Annotated in this window: 14 protein-coding genes; 2 read left to right on the top strand and 12 right to left on the bottom strand. The window is 70.8% G+C overall.

What is annotated here, in order from left to right; genetic code table 11:
• Positions 1 to 3 precede the first annotated feature (3 nt).
• The 10 genes from hypA to K7C20_RS34375 all read right to left on the bottom strand — a co-directional run bounded on the left by hypA (position 4) and on the right by K7C20_RS34375 (position 8,547).
• Positions 4 to 384, bottom strand: a complete 381-nt coding sequence (gene hypA, locus K7C20_RS34415; RefSeq protein WP_030087661.1) for a hydrogenase maturation nickel metallochaperone HypA — start codon at positions 382 to 384, stop codon at positions 4 to 6.
• Positions 385 to 512: 128 nt separating this feature from the next.
• Positions 513 to 617, bottom strand: coding sequence for a DUF6893 family small protein (locus tag K7C20_RS39550; RefSeq protein ID WP_400851238.1), 105 nt, complete (start codon positions 615 to 617; stop codon positions 513 to 515).
• Positions 611 to 1,177 carry a hydrogenase maturation protease gene (locus K7C20_RS34410; protein WP_053208987.1) on the bottom strand — a complete coding sequence of 189 codons (567 nt, stop codon included), beginning with the start codon at positions 1,175 to 1,177 and terminating at the stop codon, positions 611 to 613. Before K7C20_RS34410 ends, K7C20_RS39550 begins: the two co-directional genes overlap by 7 nt.
• A complete protein-coding gene (locus K7C20_RS34405; RefSeq protein WP_030087657.1) occupies positions 1,174 to 2,595 on the bottom strand; it encodes a hypothetical protein in 1,422 nt (473 codons plus the stop codon). The genes K7C20_RS34410 and K7C20_RS34405 overlap by 4 nt, the downstream gene beginning before the upstream one ends.
• Positions 2,592 to 3,296 (bottom strand): DUF6084 family protein, encoded by a 705-nt coding sequence (locus tag K7C20_RS34400; RefSeq protein WP_053208988.1) that lies wholly within the window; start codon positions 3,294 to 3,296, stop codon positions 2,592 to 2,594. The genes K7C20_RS34405 and K7C20_RS34400 overlap by 4 nt, the downstream gene beginning before the upstream one ends.
• Complete coding sequence (locus tag K7C20_RS34395; RefSeq protein ID WP_048830198.1) at positions 3,293 to 3,961, bottom strand: DUF5947 family protein; 669 nt, start codon at positions 3,959 to 3,961, stop codon at positions 3,293 to 3,295. The genes K7C20_RS34400 and K7C20_RS34395 overlap by 4 nt, the downstream gene beginning before the upstream one ends.
• The gene (locus tag K7C20_RS34390) at positions 3,958 to 4,611 is read right to left on the bottom strand and encodes a hypothetical protein (protein WP_030087652.1); all 654 of its coding nucleotides are present in this window, start codon (positions 4,609 to 4,611) and stop codon (positions 3,958 to 3,960) included. The genes K7C20_RS34395 and K7C20_RS34390 overlap by 4 nt, the downstream gene beginning before the upstream one ends.
• Positions 4,608 to 6,392 (bottom strand): nickel-dependent hydrogenase large subunit, encoded by a 1,785-nt coding sequence (locus K7C20_RS34385; protein ID WP_030087650.1) that lies wholly within the window; start codon positions 6,390 to 6,392, stop codon positions 4,608 to 4,610. Before K7C20_RS34385 ends, K7C20_RS34390 begins: the two co-directional genes overlap by 4 nt.
• Before the next feature lie 101 nt (positions 6,393 to 6,493).
• Positions 6,494 to 7,582 carry an NADH-quinone oxidoreductase subunit B family protein gene (locus tag K7C20_RS34380; RefSeq protein ID WP_030087648.1) on the bottom strand — a complete coding sequence of 363 codons (1,089 nt, stop codon included), beginning with the start codon at positions 7,580 to 7,582 and terminating at the stop codon, positions 6,494 to 6,496.
• A 221-nt stretch (positions 7,583 to 7,803) separates the two neighbouring features.
• Positions 7,804 to 8,547 carry a DUF4232 domain-containing protein gene (locus tag K7C20_RS34375; RefSeq protein ID WP_053208989.1) on the bottom strand — a complete coding sequence of 248 codons (744 nt, stop codon included), beginning with the start codon at positions 8,545 to 8,547 and terminating at the stop codon, positions 7,804 to 7,806.
• Positions 8,548 to 9,463: 916 nt separating this feature from the next.
• Between K7C20_RS34375 and K7C20_RS34370 the strand changes: the two genes are divergently transcribed.
• The gene (locus tag K7C20_RS34370; protein ID WP_030087642.1) at positions 9,464 to 9,997 is read left to right on the top strand and encodes a GNAT family N-acetyltransferase; all 534 of its coding nucleotides are present in this window, start codon (positions 9,464 to 9,466) and stop codon (positions 9,995 to 9,997) included.
• Positions 9,998 to 10,171: 174 nt separating this feature from the next.
• Here the strand turns inward: K7C20_RS34370 and K7C20_RS34365 are convergent, their stop codons facing one another.
• Positions 10,172 to 12,625 carry an MFS transporter gene (locus K7C20_RS34365; RefSeq protein WP_053208990.1) on the bottom strand — a complete coding sequence of 818 codons (2,454 nt, stop codon included), beginning with the start codon at positions 12,623 to 12,625 and terminating at the stop codon, positions 10,172 to 10,174.
• Between the two features lie 601 nt (positions 12,626 to 13,226).
• Entirely contained in the window at positions 13,227 to 13,901 is a 675-nt protein-coding gene (locus K7C20_RS34360) for a ScbR family autoregulator-binding transcription factor (protein WP_048830196.1), read from the bottom strand.
• A gap of 172 nt (positions 13,902 to 14,073) precedes the next feature.
• Here K7C20_RS34360 and K7C20_RS34355 point away from each other — a divergent pair, with 172 nt between their 5' ends.
• The gene (locus K7C20_RS34355) at positions 14,074 to 15,057 is read left to right on the top strand and encodes a ScbA/BarX family gamma-butyrolactone biosynthesis protein (protein WP_078953078.1); all 984 of its coding nucleotides are present in this window, start codon (positions 14,074 to 14,076) and stop codon (positions 15,055 to 15,057) included.
• The last annotated feature ends 62 nt before the right edge of the window (positions 15,058 to 15,119 follow it).

Genomic DNA, 15,119 nt, shown 5'->3' with positions numbered 1-15,119 from the left:
GGTTCAGCGCTCCTCGTGCATAGGGACGTGTACCGGGGCGTCGTTCCAGCACACACTGACGATCTGCAGTTCACGGCCGGTCAGCAGCTCCGCCGTCGCCCCGCCGCATCCGGGGCAGCTGAGCTGTGGCGGCATGCCCACCCGCCAGGTGTCCGCGCAGGGGCCGCAGCGGGCGCGGGCCGGGACGGGTTCGGTGACCAGTTCCGCGCCCTCCAGCACCGTTCCGGCACAGGCGAGTTCGAAGGAGAAGGCCAGCGCGTCGGAGACCACCCCGGCCAGTTCGCCGACCTGGAGCCGGACGCTGTTGACGGTGGTGGCCCCGGTGGGCCGGGCCGCGCTCTCGACCTGCTCCACGACCGCGAGCGCGATGGACATCTCGTGCATCGGTCCCTCTCTGGTGCGGGGACGACCGGGGGCCTCTCGGCTTCATTAGACGGCGTGTCCGGAGGGCCGCCGCGGTGCCTCGCCGCGGCGGTGCGGTGGCGTACACCGTTCGGTGCAGCGCCGCCCGGTCACATGGAGCGGATACGCATGTAGCGCTTGAGGTCGGGCAGTACGGCCTTGAGGGCGAGGGCGAGCGCGGCGGCGAACGCCCCGCTCAGGGCGAGCTTCAGCATGGTGTCGTGTTCCTCTCACTGGTGTGCGGTCCGGCGGCGGACGGTGCCGGCTCCGCCGCGCCGACCAGCCGCAGGATCAGCCCCACGGCCTCGTCGACCGCGGCGTCGACCGGTTCGCTGAGCCCGATGCCTTCGGCGACATCGGCGGGTTCACAGCCGACGACCAGGACGCGCTCGGGGCGCCGGCCGTCGGTGCCCGCGCTGAGCGTGTCGAGCAGCGCGAGCACGGCATCGGGGGTCATGTGGTGGCCGTCGAGCGCGGTGTCCGGCGGGCGGGTGCCGGCCGGAGTGGTGGCGTCGAGGAGGTAGACGGTGCCGGGTTCGCCGCCGCGCGCGGAGGCGTCCACGAGGAGCACCGTGTGGTAGCCGTCCAGCATCTGGTAGGCGAGGTGTACGCCGCGTACGCCGATGTCGACGACCTCGACCCCGTCGGGAAGCGGGTGCTCGCCCAGCCGGCGGACGGCCTCGACGCCGAAGCCGTCGTCGCCGAGGAAGATGTTGCCGACCCCGGCGATCAGGGTCTTCGCGGGCGGCCCGGCGACGGGTGCGGCGGCGTTCACGCGTCCTCCAGCGGAGCGATCTCGTCGGGTTGGAAGTACAGGAAGCGGCCCTGCTCGCGACGGATGTCGGCACCCGGGTCGCCCTCCACGGTCACCGCGAGGTGCACTCCGCCGTCGACGTCGTGCAGGACGGCCTCCACCTGGGCGGTGCGGCCCTGGAGGAAGAGGTCCTGGGCGTCGGTGCGCCGCAGACCGGGCCGCAGCAGCACCCGGCTGCCGGCGCCGACCGAGTGCCCGTCGACCGTGATCCGGTCGCGTACGGGATCGACGCTGCGGTCGCTCGCGGGGTCCCACCAGGGGGTGTCGGGGCGCAGTCCCGGCACGTCGGGGGTCAGGTCGTCGGGGGCGGCCGGACCGGGCCCGGTGACCTCGCGCAGTGCCCGTACGGCGCCGTGCAGGCGCTCCAGCACCTCGGGCGGCATGGTGTCGGCGAGCTCGATGACCTCGGCGGCGCGGGGGTCGGTGCCGCGGGCCTCGCGCTTCTCCTGGTCGGTGAGGGCCGCGGTGCGCAGGGCGAGGATCTCGTCGATCTCCAGGGCGTCGTAGAGCGCGCCGGGGCTCTCGGGGGCGATGGCCGGGTGGTCCTCCAGGATGATCGGGGAGGACAGGACCACGTCGGCGCGGCCGTCCGCACCGGCGAGCACCGGCCAGGCGTGTTCGTTGCGGCAGGCCGCGACGGCGCCTCGGGCCCACTCCGGCGGGTCGGTCATGGACACGAACGAGCCCGCGCTCAGGCCGAGGAGGAGATGGGCGCCGACCAGGGAGTGGGGCAGCGCCGCATCACGGTCGGCGCCGGTGGCGTCCGGCTGCCAGCCGCTGGTGTTCTCGACGGTCGCGGCCAGCCGCAGCGCCGCGTAGGGACCGTCGAGTTCGCTCGCGGAGAGCCGTACTTGTCCCCTGGCCTCCGCGCAGCGGCGCACCAGCCGGCCGACGAGCTTCCCGTCGGCGTCGTGCACCGGCTCGGTCTCCTCCCGCGCGGGCCGGGTGAAGGGGACGGTGACGCCCTCCCCGGTCAGCTTGGAGATGTCGGCCACGAGCGTGACGCGCTCCTCGGAGCCCTCGTCCCAGGGGACCAGTACCCGGTCGGGCAGTTCGAGTTCCTCGACGGTCTCGAACCCGCCGCCCGGGCCCAGGCGTTGGACGGTTCGCCGCTGGGCGTGCAGAAACCGCAGCTCGGCCGAGAGCCGGGCGCCGGACCGGGGCTCCATGAGGCATTCGGTGCGCTGGAAGGAGTGCTCCGCGCTCTCGGCACCCCAGTGGGGCGGTACCAGGACGCCGAACTGCCAGCGGAGTTTGTTCTTGGCGGCGGAGGCGCGGTACGGGTAGAGCACATAGCCCTCGAACAGCACGGCGTCGGCCACCTGGCGGGCGGTGGCGAAGTGGTCCGCCGTCTCGTCGGGCAGGACGCTGGTCGTCACGGCGCGGTCCTTTCGCTGACGGGGCGGGCGACGGCGCCGGGGAAGAGGCGGGCGCGCGGCGCGGGCGGTTCGGGGTCGCCGGCCGTGGCGAGCAGCGACTCGACGGTCGCCTGCCAGGAGGGCAGGGCGTGCCGGGAGCGATAGGCGAGCAGCGCATCGAGGGTCTCGCGGGGCAGCCGGAGCCAGCCGCAGCCGGGGAAATGCGTTTCGGTCATCTCCTGCCAGACCGCCACCGGCATCCGCACGGACGCCTCCTTGCTCCAGGGCACCGGCTCGACGTGGAAACCGCCGGCGCCGGCGAACACCGTGCCGGAGAACAGCAGCAGCAGCGGGACCTCGCCGTCGCGCAGCGCATGGAAGTAGCGGCCGACCGCGACGTCCAGGTCGTAGCTGCACGGGACCGGGAGGTCCACCTCGGTCTCGCCGGTGAAGCCGGGGACGACCAGGGAGACCTGGGCGAACTGGAGGGGGTGCAGGGTGCTGCCCCAGCGGGACCGCTCGCCGAAGAGGTCGGACAGCGCCTCGGCCTCGTCGGACCGGTAGCCGCGCCGGGCCGGTTCGATGCGGAGCTGGCAGCGCAGCGCGAGGGCGTGCACCCGGTCCGCTGCGGCGGCGGTGATGCGCAGCCGGAAGAGGAGGGTGGGGGCGGCGGCGTAGCGGTCGGCGCGTACACCGGTGCAGATGAAGGACAGGTCGGTCACGTCCGGTCGTCCTCCTTCGGCTCGCGGGCCCGGCGGGCGACCTTGGTGAAGAAGTCGGAGAGTGCGGCGCGCGCCTCGGCGCCGCCGTCGAAGCCCTGCCACAACAGGCGCATCCGGCCGACGAGTTCGTAGCAGATGTCGACGGGCACCAGATAGCAGTCGATACGACCCTCGGAGCGGCGCAGCAGCAGCGCCTCCACATCGGACCGGAGGAGGCCGGCGAGCCGGCTGGCGGCGAGCACGGCCTCCCAGGTCGACGGGTCGAGTTCGCTCTCCGTGGCGCCGGCCGGGCTGGGGTAGAGCGCGACCAGCCGGTCGAGGTCGGCATTGCGCAGGAAGAAGGCGACGCCGACGGGGATCTGGAGCAGGTCCCAGGCCGCGTCGTCGAGGGTGTGGCCGGAGTCGACGAGATAGCGGTCCGGAACCGTACGGAACTGTCCGGTGCCGGCGCCGGGCCGCTCGAAGAGCAGCGCACAGGGGATGCAGGCGCAGGCCAGTGCGCGGCGTTCGGTGTGGACCAGGTGGCGGTGGTTGTGCTCGCCGAGCACCACGCCGCACAGCTCACAGCGTTCCGGAGCGGGGGGCACCGGTGCGCGGAAGCGGCGCAGGCCGCGGTGGGCGGTCGACGGTCCGAGCCGCGGGGGCGCCGTCTGCCGGGCGCTCACGAGGCGGTGGCGGCGGTCGGCGGGCGACGGGAGATCTGAAGCAGCGCCGGTTCGGTGCCGGCTCCCGCCGCCTCCCACTGCACCGAGGTCACCTCGGGCGCGAAACAGGACACGGCGGCCTCGACGGCCTGTTGGGCCTGCTGGTTCGTGCTCGGACAGCCGCAGCCCCCGGAGTCGCCGGAGCGCAGTCGCAGCACCCCGCTGTCCGCGTCGAACGCCGCCACCTCGGCGGGGTGTTGCCGGCGGACGCTGTCCAGGGCGCGGCCGATGCGTGCCGCGGTGTCCTCCGGGTGCAGATCGTGCAGCACCAGCAGGCTGGTCACCAGCTCGTCGCGGAGCAGCGCCGACCGGGGGCCGCCGTCGTCCGTGCCGCTGCCCAGGAGGTGCATGATCCGGGCGAGTCCCGCGCCGTAGAAGTCCATCAGGACGCGGACGAGCTCCTCGGCGGCGGCGCCGGCCTCGCGGTCGTCGCGCTGTGCGAGGCGGTCCAGTACCTCTTCGACGCGCCGGCCGGTCGCCTCGGCGTTGGGGGCGGCGGCGTCGGGCGCGGCGGCGTGGGGTGCGTGGGGCGCGCCTGCCTGCCCGGTGGCGGCCTGCGGTGCGTCGGCCGGTGCGGCGGCGGCCGGTGCCGCGGTGGTCCGGGCGCTCATCCGGACAGCCCGCTCAGGCCGGTGGGCACATGCATCTTCTGTACGGACTTGCCGTTGCCGACGTACATGTGGACGCCGCAGGGCAGACACGGGTCGAAGCTGCGCACCGTGCGCATGATGTCGATGCCCTTGAAGTTCTCCGGGGAGTTCTCCTCGAAGATCGGGGTGTTCTGGACGGCGTCCTCATAGGGGCCGGGGGTGCCGTAGGTGTCGCGGGTGCTGGCGTTCCACGGGGTCGGCGGGTATGGGTGATAGTTGGCGATCTTCCCGTCCCGGATGACCATGTGGTGCGAGAGGACGCCGCGTACCGCCTCGGTGAAGCCGCAGCCGATGGACTCGTCGGGAACCTCGAACTTCTCCCACGTCTGGGTGCGTCCGGCGCGGACCTCTTCGAGCGCCTGCTCCGCGAAGTGCAGGGCCATGGCGGCCGTGTATGCCTGGAAGTAGGTGCGGGAGCGGTTGCGTTCCAGCGCGTTGCTCCACTTCGGGATCTTCCACTCGAAGCGGGTCGCGGGCTTGGTCATGCTGCGCGGCAGGTCGATGACGACGCTCTGGCCGGTGGCCTTGACGTACGGGGTGTCGACGAGCCCGGACAGCGCGGTGGACCACAGCCGGGCGATCGGGCCGCCGCCGGTGTCCAGCGCCAGGTGCTCCTTGCCGTCGAACCAGCGCGGGGACATCACCCAGCTGTACTTGTCGTTGAAGTCGCGTTTCTGCGGGGCCGGGATGGTGTGCTGGTTCCACGGGTGGCGGGGGTCGACGGGGTTGCCGAGCGGGTCGTGGGTGACGAACTGCTCCTGGCCCTCCCAGTCCTGGTAGTAGGAGCTGCCCAGCAGGATCCGGATGCCGAGGTTGATCTCGGTGAGGTCGTTGGTGACCAGCTTGCCGTCGACGATGATGCCGGGGGTGACGAACATCTTCCGCCCCCAGTCCGTCATGTTGCGATAGGTGAAATCGCAGTGGTCGGGGTCGTTGAGCGCGCCCCAGCAGCCGAGCAGCACCCGCCGCCGGCCGACTTCCTCGTATCCGGGCAGCGCCTCGTAGAAGAAGTCGAACAGGTCGTCATGGAGCGGGACGACACGCTTCATGAACTCGACGTAGCGCATCAGCCGGCTGAGGTAGTCGGTGAACAACTGGACGCTGGCGACAGTGCCGACGCCGCCCGGGTAGAGCGTGGAGGGGTGCACATGGCGGCCCTCCATGAGGCAGAACATCTCCCGGGTGTAGCGGCTGACCTGGAGCGCCTCGCGGTAGAACTCGCCCTCGATGGGGTTGAGGGAGCTCATGATGTCGGCGATGGTGCGGTAGCCGTGGTCGGCCGCGTGCGGGGCCTCGGTGCGCTGGGCGAGTTCCCAGACGCCGGGGTTGGTCTCGCGGACCATCTTTTCGCAGTAGTCGACCCCGACCAGGTTCTCCTGGAAGATGTTGTGGTCGAACATGTACTCGGCGGACTCGCCGAGGTTGATGATCCACTCCCCCAGATGCGGGGGCTTCACCCCGTAGGCCATGTTCTGCGTGTACACCGAGCAGGTGGCGTGGTTGTCACCGCAGATGCCGCAGATCCGGCTGGTGATGAAGTGGGCGTCGCGCGGGTCCTTGCCCCGCATGAAGACGCTGTAGCCGCGGAAGACGGACGAGGTGCTGTAGCACTCGGCGACCCGCTTCTGCTTGAAGTCGATCTTGGTGTGGATACCGAGGCTGCCCACGATCCGGGTGATCGGATCCCAGGACATCTCCGTCAGACCGCTGCCGTCACCGGCCGCCTTTGTCTTCGGTGCCATCGTGAGTGCCGTGCCCTTCTGTTGCGCGCGGAGGTGGGGTCGGACGGAGGTGGGGTCGGACGGAGGTCCGGGGGGGCCGGACGCCTACCGGCGGGGTGCGCTCACCACGGCTTGCGGTAGCCGGTGGTCAGTTGGTCGCCGCGATGGCGCCACTTGGGCTCGTGGTCGACGGTCTTGGCCGTGATGTCCCGCAGCCTGCGGATGACGCTGCCGTACGCGGCACTGGCGGTACTGGAGATCTTGCCGCCGGGCGGCTCGTCCATGAACGGCATGAACTTGTCGGGGAAGCCGGGCATGGTGCAGGCGATACAGATACCGCCGACGTTCGGGCAGCCGCCGATACCGTCCATCCAGCCCCGCTTGGGCACGTTGCATTTGACCACGGGGCCCCAGCATCCGATCTTCACCAGACACTTGGGCGAGTCGTAGGTGGTGGCGAACTGGCCCTGTTCGTAGTAGCCGGCCCGGTCGCAGCCCTCGTGCACGGTCGCCCCGAAGAGCCAGGTGGGACGCAGCTGGTCGTCCAGCGGGATCATCGGGGCCGAGCCCACCGCCTGGTAGAGCAGATAGACCAGCGTCTCCGAGAAGTTGTCCGGCTGGATCGGGCAGCCGGGCACACACACGATCGGGATCCCGGCCTTGGACGTCCAGTCCCAGCCCAGGTAGTCGGGCACACCCATGGCTCCGGTCGGGTTGCCCGCCATCGCATGGATACCGCCGTACGTGGCGCAGGTGCCGATCGCGACAACGGCGAGCGCCTTGGGGGCGAGCCGGTCGATCCACTCACTGGTGGTGATCGGCTGACCGGTCTCGGGGTTGTCACCGAAACCGCACCAGTAGCCTTCCGGCTTGATGGACTCGTTGGGGATCGACCCCTCGATGACCAGCACGAACGGGTCGATCTCGCCACGTTCGCCCTTGAAGAACCACTCGATGAAATTGTCCGCGCCCTGGACCGGGCCGCACTCGAAATCGATCAGTGGCCAGTGGACGGCGACCTTGGGCAACCCCGGCAGCACACTGAGCGCGATCTCCTCAATGCTCGGCTGGGTCGCGGCGGTGAGCGACACGGAGTCGCCATCGCAGCTCAGGCCGGCGTTGATCCAGAGAATGTGGATCGGGGACTCGTCCTCGGCGGACGGCTTTCCGTTCGCAGCGGCCTGGTCGGCCACGCTCGAAGCTGCAGACATGGGGATGTCTCCTAGGCAGATACGCAACGAAAGCGCTCATTCAACGCTTCCATCCACCTTGGTAACACCGATCAGGAGCGACGGGGCGGTCGCAAGGGGCCGTTGTGGTGACACACCACCCGAGCGCCCGCTCCGAGGAGCGCCTTCCTCCCGACGGACAACGCAAGGAGCCGGACAACCGCCCTCGCGGCCGCCCGGCTCCCGTGTCGCCGTGGCGCGGATCAGCCCAGCGCCCCGGCCTCCACCGCGGTCACATCGAACCGTCCGCCGCACACCCGCAGTCCGTCGCTGCCCGTGGTCATCGACTCCTTGGAGCCGGGCGGGTAGACGAAGACGAGCTGCGAGCGGTCCCAGCACGGGGTGTCCGAGACGCCGTCGTTGAGGGTGTGCAGCAGGGCGTGGGCGCTCTGCCCCGGCTGGAGCCGGACGACGGGGCCGGAGCCGCCCTCGCGGGTGGCGGGCTTGCCGACGGCCGAGCCGTCACGCTTGATGAGCGAGACCCCGGGGAAGCCGCGCAGCGTACAGGCCTTCTTGCCCTTGTTCGTGAAGACGAGGGGGTAGCGGATGTTGCCCGCACCGATGTCGGAGCGCCCCAGGCGCAGCGACATATCGGCGGCGTTGCAGCGGTCCGAGGCCGTCATGGCGGAGGCCTGGGACTGTGCGGCGCTCGGGGTCTTGTCCGTCGGCTTGCCGCCGGGGGATGCCGCCTTCGCCGGCGCCGACGGCCGCTGGCCGTTCGCCGAGGACTGCGGCTTCGCGGCGGACGACTGTGCGCTGCCACCGGCCGACTGTGCGCCGTTGCCGCGCTCCGTGTCCTGGGACGTGACGGGTGCGGCGGCCGACGAGGGGCGGGATGCAGCGTCGGGCCCGCCCTTGCAGGCGGTGAGCCCGAGCGCCGCGACGGCGATCAGCGATCCCGCGGCGACACGACGGCCGCGGCCGAGTGTCTTGGTGGTGAGCGACATAAGTGTCCCCCTCGTCTGGTAGGTGCGAGCTCTCGTCGTGGGTGTCTACGGTCCGTGCGGTGCTCCAGCCAGCGTGGCCCCGGGCACTGCCGGTCCGCTAACGAGGCACTAACACACCACTAACGACCCGGTGCGCTCGGCACGCCGGTAGCCCCGGCAATCGGTGTGACCAGCCGGTATTCGGGGCGTGTCGCTCAGAATCGCAGAAAATTCCCGAGTTGCGGATGCGGCACCGCCAGGTTCGGCCGTTCCGTCGATCGAGATCACCTGCCCCGCGCATCGCTGCAGGCCCACCGGCCCCGGTGGACCTGCCGGTCGCGTGACCCGCTACACCCCGTGTCCCTGATCGGCGCCGACGTCCGGCGGGTCGCGGACCGGATGGCCGTGGAAGTCGCAGTCGCCCCCCGGGACGGGCACGCCCCGCCCAGCGCCGGGGAGCCGGTGCGCAGCCGCACGCCGTGCCCGGGGGCGGCTGCGCACCGCGGATCGGCGCGCACCGCGCCGGTGTCCCCCGCAGGAATCCCCGCGATGCGGGCGTAGAGATTGATGCGGGCGAAGAGATGGCGGTCGTAGGCGTGGCGCGGATCGGCGATCGGGAGCGCCTCCGGGGGCCGACGAAGATGTTGTTACGGAACGTGACGCCGCCGGGGGCCGTTGCCGCTGACCATGGCCGGGCCCGGGGCGTCGATGATGAGGGTGTTGTTGTACCACCGGGGTACGGGCTGCGGGCCCGCAGACGACCGAAACGACGCCATCGGGCGCGGAGGTGTTGCGGTCGTTGACGCTGGCGTTGTAGCGGACGGTGTGGCGGTCCGACACGATCCCCGCGCCGACGTCGCGCACGGTGTTGTGGTGGCCCCCCCGCACAAACACCCGCCGATTACCGCTGAGCCGGCGGTTTCGACAGGATGGGCGGATGACCGAGATCCGCACCCCCCGCCTCATCCTCCGCCGCTGGACCGACGACGACCTCGCCCCCATGGCGGACATCAACGCGGACCCGGTGGTCATGCGCTGGATCGGCGACGGTTCCGTCCTCGACCTGGACGGGACCGCCGAGGAGATCGAACGGTGGGAGGAGGAGTGGGACGACGAGGGCTTCGGCCTCTTCGCCGTCGAACTGCTCGCCTCGGGTGAACTGGCCGGCTGCGCCGGTCTGTCCGTCCCCGAATTCCTGCCGGAAGCGCTGCCCGATATCGCGATCAGCTGGCGCTTCGGCCGGCAGTACTGGGGCCAGGGTTACGCATCCGAAGCCGCCCAGGCCGTGCTGGAGTTCGCCCTCCAGGACCGCGGCCTCGACCGCGTCATCGCCATCAACCGGCTCGGCCATGAGTCCTCGGAAAACGTGGTGCGCAAGCTCGGCATGGCCTTCGAGCGGGAGGCCACGCATCCGGAGTACGGCCATGCGCTGACCGTGCACAGCATTGACCTCACGGAGTACCAGGGCTGAGAGGGACCGGCGGCCACGCCCCCTTCCCCGGGGATCCCACCCGGGGAAGGGGCGCCACACGTCCGGAAGGCGCCGGCCCGGGCACGCGGCACCATGAGCGCGCCGCACGCCGACAGGTACGCGCCTATGCCTCCGTGCCCGTCACGCCTCTGTGCGTGGACAGCTACGCGCAAGTCAGCCGGTGGACACCGACGGCTGGGCGAGGTCCAGGTCGAGGATCTCGTGGGCGCCGCCGGCGAGGGATATCGGGACCGCGTGTGGCGGGTAACCGGCTGCCGTGAGGGTGTAGTGAGGGCCGCTCAGGTCGGAGAAGGCAAAAGCACCGTCCGGGCCGGTGACGGTATGCGCCGTGACCGTGCCGTCCTCGACGAGGGTTACTGCGGCGTCGGCGAGCGGCCCGCCGTTCGGGCCCCGGACCGTTCCGCGGACGGTGGCGGTCGGCTGTAGGCAGGTGTCCTGCCGTTCCGGCTCGCCACCGGACAGTTCGACGGCGCGGGCCTGCGGCTGGTGGCCGGGGGCGCTGAGGACCAGGGTGTACGGGCCGGGCGGCAGCGGGGCCGTCTCCCACCTCCCGTCGGTGCCGGAGGTCGTACGGGTCACCACTTCGCCCTCGGCGTCGGTCAGGACGATGCTCCCGCCGGCCAGCGGGGCGCCTTCGAGGCCCCCGAGCAGCACGCCGCCCAACCGGCCGGTGCCCGCGAGGATCAGATCGACGTGGGACGAAACGCCCTCGCCGCGGTACATGGCAGAGGCGGCATACGGGGTGTGGCCGGGCGCTGCGCCCGTAAGGACGTAGGTGCCGGCCGCGGGGGCGGCGAGCGCATAGTGCCCGTCGGGGCCGGCCGTGGTGACGTCGGCCTGGCGGCCCTGCCGGTCGATCAGGGTGACACTCGCGCCCGGGACCGGGGTGCCGGAAGCATCCAGGACGCGGCCGGCAAAGCCGGACGGCGCCTCGGCCGGTCCGGTCGTGGTCGCCTCGGCGGGCGTGGAGGGTAGACGGCCGGCCTGCGCTTCGGTGGCCGGCCGGGCCCAGGACGGCGCGGACTTCACGAGCCCGGCCGGCCCATCGGCCGGTGGGACCGCCGCTCCGTCGGCGCCGGCGTCAGCGGCGAGCACCTCCTCGGCACCGCTGTCCGTGCTCTGCGCGACCAGGGTCGGACGGGACACCTTGCGCTGCGACGGGAGGAAGGACGCCAGGACGACACCGACGAGGACCGCGGCCGTGGCGATCAGGAAGGAGACCCGGAAGCCGGCCATCGTGGGCACCGTGACCGTCCCGACGCGCTGGGACATATGGGCCAGCACCATGCCGATCACGGCACTGGACACCGAGGTGCCGATCGAGCGCATCAGGGTGTTCAGCCCGTTGGCCGCGCCGGTCTCGGACGGGTCGACGGCGCCGATGATCAGCGCGGGCAGCGAGGAGTACGCCAGGCCGATGCCGGCGCCGACGACCACCGCGATGATGACGGTCTGCCAGGGGGCGTTCATCAGGCCGATGCCCGCGCCGTAGCCGATCGCGATGACCAGCATGCCGAGCAGCAGCGTGACCTTGGGGCCGCGCCGGGCGGCGATGCGCGCATACAGCGGGGCGACGAACATCATCGTCACGCCCAGCGGCGCCACGCACAGCCCGGCCACCACCATGGACCGGCCGAGGCCGTAGCCGGTCGACTCGGGCAGTTGCAGCAGCTGCGGCAGCACCAGGGAGATCGCGTAGAAGGCCACACCGACGGTGATCGAGGCGAGGTTGGTCAGCAGCACCTCGCGCCGGGCGGTGGTCCGCAGATCGACCAGTGGGTCGGCGATGCGCAGCTCCATCACGCCCCACAGCACCAGGATCAGGGCCGCGACGCCGAACAGGCCGAGGGTCGTGGGCGAGCCCCAGCCCCAGTCGCTGCCCTTGGTGATGGGCAGCAGCAGGGCGACCAGCCCGGCCGACAGCCCGAGGGCGCCCACCACGTCGAAGCGTCCCTGGGCTCGTACCGCGCTCTCCGGTACGACGAGGAGGGTGAGCAGCATCGACAGCACGCCGAGCCCGGCGGCGCCGAAGAACAGGGTGTGCCAGTTGGCGTGTTGGGCGACCAGGGCCGCGGCCGGCAGCGCGAGTCCGCCGCCCACGCCGATCGACGAGCTCATCAGGCCCATGGCCGAGCCGAGCCGTTCGCGCGGCAGCTCGTCGCGCATGATGCCGATGCCGAGCGGAATGGCGCCCATGGCGAAGCCCTGTAGCGCCCTGCCCACGATCATGGTGATCAGGTCGCTGGTGAATCCGCAGATCAGCGAGCCGACGACCATGATCGCGAGGCTGGTCAACAGCATCCGCCGCTTGCCGTAGAGGTCGCCGAGCCGTCCCATGATGGGCGTCGAGACGGCACCCGCGAGGAGGGTGGCCGTCATGACCCAAGTGGCATTGCTGGGTGCCGTGTTGAGCAGCACCGGCAGGTCCTTGATGACCGGCACGAGCAGCGTCTGCATCACCGCGACGACGATGCCGGAGAAGGCGAGAACCGGGACGAGGCCGCCGCGGGTTCTGTGGCGCCCGCCCGCGGCCGGGTCGGGCGTCGGGGGCGCGGCAGCGGTGGCCGCCGCCCTTCCGGGAAGCTGGTCCGTCGTCGTCCGGGTCATGCGTGCGGCCTCCAGGGCGGCAGAGGGTGAACGTCAGGGAGAGTGGGGTGAGCGTGTGTCATGAGGAATGGCGGAGCAGGGGTGAGCAACGGGCGTTCGAGGTGCGGGCATCGCCCACGGGCATCGGCACGATCAGGCCATTGATACGTGCATGCCGAACGTTTTATCTCGCGGGCCTATTCCGGCGCACCGGCCGGCGTCTCCCTGCAACGGTCGTGATCTGCCTCACGCCGCCCCGCTCCTGGCTCCCCTTCACCCCGTTCATCGGGCCTCCCCCGGCCTCGCCTTCGATGCGGAATCCGCTGAACCCGCCGAATCCAGTGAACAGCACGCCACTGACAATCCGGCCCGGGAATGACCGCCGTAGACCGTTGCCACCGCTCACGGCGTATCGCTCACCGCTTCCACCGTCAACGGCGAGAGGCGCCGCGGGCCCACCGCGACGCCTGCGGGAGGCGTTCACACACCATTGGCCTGCCCGCGCCCACCCCACCAATGAACACCGTCTGCGCGGTATGTTTTCCCTCCGGGATGCCGCGGATAATCCCCGTTGCCCGGCTCCTGCCACCCGGCGCATTCGGATCGACCCGGCTCGGACCGGTCAACTCACTGCGACATCGGCCCCTGCGTCCGCCAGGGCCTTCCCCTGGAGAGCGGCATCGAGTTCCGCGCCGCGTTCCGGATCAAGTTTGAGCTTGGCGAGCACGGCCGGCACCGCGATGCTGGGGAGGGTGTGCTCGAAAAAGATGGTCAGCCGGTGACTGAGGTCGGCCTGGTTGGTCAGGGCGTTCGACATCAGCTGGAGGCCGGCGAACGCTCCGACGAAGAGCTCGGCGGTCTCGGTCACGACGACACTCTCCAGGACCTCGCCGCGATCCCTCGCCTGATTCAGCAGCTTCTCGACGAATCGCGTCCACGCGATCATCGACTGCTTGCGGTCAAGGTGATTGGAGCCCTGCTCCACCGCAAGCCGGGCCGCCCCGCGCTGGATCGGGTCACTGCGCAGGCGGTATGCCAGCACCTGCCCCGCGTCGACGAACTCCTGCAACTTGATCTTCTGCGGCTGCACGGCGATGTCCAGTACGTGCTCATCGAGCACCGCCAGCGCGAGCTGTTCCTTGGACGCGAAGTGGAAATACAAGGCGCCCTTCGTGACGCCGGCACGGTCGAGGACTTCGGCGATGGTCGCGCGGTCGTAGCCGAGGTCGTCAAACACCGAGGCGGCTGCCTCCAAGATCAGTCGCCGGGTCCGGATCGCGCGGTCCTGTTGTGGCACAGGACGCCTCCTGTCTCTCGTGTTTTCCATTTCCGCATCAGTTAGCTACCGCTCAAGTCGCCTCTGGGTCAGCTACTTACTCCAATTCACCGCCCGGCATTGAAAATAAAACCGGATGGTACGTATCTTAACAGCGATGTACCTCATCCCGTAGAGACGCCTGGGGGCACTCATGAGCGACACGATGCAGGTCAGCGGCACGGTTCAGCCCAGAGCTCCACTCCAGACGCGGTCGAACCGGAACCAGCGCACCACCACCGGGCATCACGGCAAGCCCGGCGTCCCCCAGGAGTTCGTGCACCGCCCCTTCGTCGACGACATTCTGGTCACCTCATGGCGCCGACTGGACGACTCCCGCTTCTCCCTGACCGCCCAGTGGCCACACGATCACGGGTACTTCACTCCGGTGCACGGCCACCACCATCTCATTCTCACCGGCGAGACCATTCGCCAGGCCGGGCTGCTCCTGTGCCACACCGAACTCGGCGTACCGGTCGGCCACCACTTCATCCTCGGCGACCTGGTGTACACAACCCACCCCGAGCACCTGGCCGTCGGCAGCGGACCCACCCGGCTGACGATCGACGTCACTTGCAGCAGGATCCGTATGCGGGCCGGCACGCTGGCCGGCGGGCACTTCCACATGACCATCCGCAAGGCGGGCCGGATCGTCGCGACGGGCTACTCCGACGTCACCGTCACCTCCCCTGCCGTATACCGCCGGATCCGCGGCGAGCGGCTGACCGCCCGCCGCACCCTGGGCCCGCTCCCCCTACCCGTCCCGCACCAGCAGACCGGAAGCGCCAAGGACCGCGATGTCCTGCTCTCCCCCACCGACCGGCCCGATCAGTGGCAACTGCGCATCGCGCCCGGCCATGCCGCGATGGTGAATCCGGCGAACGATCACATTCCAGGAATGCTGTTGCTCGACGCCGCGCAGCAGGCCGCCCGAGCTCTGACCACCCCTCAAGTCTTCGTGCCCTACGCCTTCGGCACCGAATTCCGCCGCTACGCCGAGCACGACATGCCCTGCACTATCGTGGCCCAGCGCGTCCCGTCCGCGCTCCCTTCCACCACAACGGTCCAGGTCACCGGCTCCCAGGAGGGCAAGCCGGTGTTCGTCTCCACCCTGACCGCACTGGACGCCCGGCGCTGAGCGCGCAGCTCACGGCAACGCCCTTCTCGACGGGCACGCACACCTCACAAGCCACCGGACCG

It is taken from the genome of Streptomyces decoyicus, from assembly GCF_019880305.1.
In the GTDB taxonomy this organism is placed as follows: Bacteria; Actinomycetota; Actinomycetes; order Streptomycetales; family Streptomycetaceae; genus Streptomyces; species Streptomyces decoyicus.
Note: the sequence above shows the minus strand (reverse complement) of the source record. Positions and strands in the feature narration are given on the sequence as shown.

Coding starts and splice junctions, on each gene's coding strand:
- hypA (WP_030087661.1), bottom strand. CDS start 384: ATGCACGAGATGTCCATCGCGCTCGCGGTCGTGGAGCAGGTCGAGAGC.
- K7C20_RS39550 (WP_400851238.1), bottom strand. CDS start 617: ATGCTGAAGCTCGCCCTGAGCGGGGCGTTCGCCGCCGCGCTCGCCCTC.
- K7C20_RS34390 (WP_030087652.1), bottom strand. CDS start 4,611: ATGAGCGCCCGGACCACCGCGGCACCGGCCGCCGCCGCACCGGCCGAC.
- K7C20_RS34385 (WP_030087650.1), bottom strand. CDS start 6,392: ATGGCACCGAAGACAAAGGCGGCCGGTGACGGCAGCGGTCTGACGGAG.
- K7C20_RS34380 (WP_030087648.1), bottom strand. CDS start 7,582: ATGTCTGCAGCTTCGAGCGTGGCCGACCAGGCCGCTGCGAACGGAAAG.
- K7C20_RS34375 (WP_053208989.1), bottom strand. CDS start 8,547: ATGTCGCTCACCACCAAGACACTCGGCCGCGGCCGTCGTGTCGCCGCG.
- K7C20_RS34370 (WP_030087642.1), top strand. CDS start 9,464: ATGACCGAGATCCGCACCCCCCGCCTCATCCTCCGCCGCTGGACCGAC.
- K7C20_RS34365 (WP_053208990.1), bottom strand. CDS start 12,625: ATGACCCGGACGACGACGGACCAGCTTCCCGGAAGGGCGGCGGCCACC.
- K7C20_RS34355 (WP_078953078.1), top strand. CDS start 14,074: ATGAGCGACACGATGCAGGTCAGCGGCACGGTTCAGCCCAGAGCTCCA.